General features: G+C 29.5%; 1 pseudogene. It reads right to left on the bottom strand.

The window, feature by feature from the left end:
* Positions 1-261: pseudogene (locus tag ELQ05_RS08175) on the bottom strand (methyl-accepting chemotaxis protein); the annotation flags it as partial.

The following is a 261-nucleotide window of genomic DNA, read 5'->3' as shown; positions in this document are numbered from 1 at the left end:
TTTATTTCTAAAATCTAAGCTTTTATATTCTTCAAATATTTTATGAATAGCATTCATATCAGAACCTACTCTAGCTTGTAAAACATCTAATAATCTATTTAAGACATTTTTTAATTCTATTAACTGAGGGTTTCTAGGATTAGCAGTAATTCTTGCTGTTAGATTACCACCTTCTACGACTGATACGGTTTGAACTGATTCTTTAACGGCTTGATTGTCTTGTTCTAAACCTTTTTTAGTAGCAAGGATGTTTTCGTTGAT

The sequence above is a fragment of the Campylobacter sp. US53 genome (assembly GCF_004378995.1).
GTDB lineage: Bacteria > Campylobacterota > Campylobacteria > Campylobacterales > Campylobacteraceae > Campylobacter_D > Campylobacter_D jejuni.
Note: the sequence above shows the minus strand (reverse complement) of the source record. Positions and strands in the feature narration are given on the sequence as shown.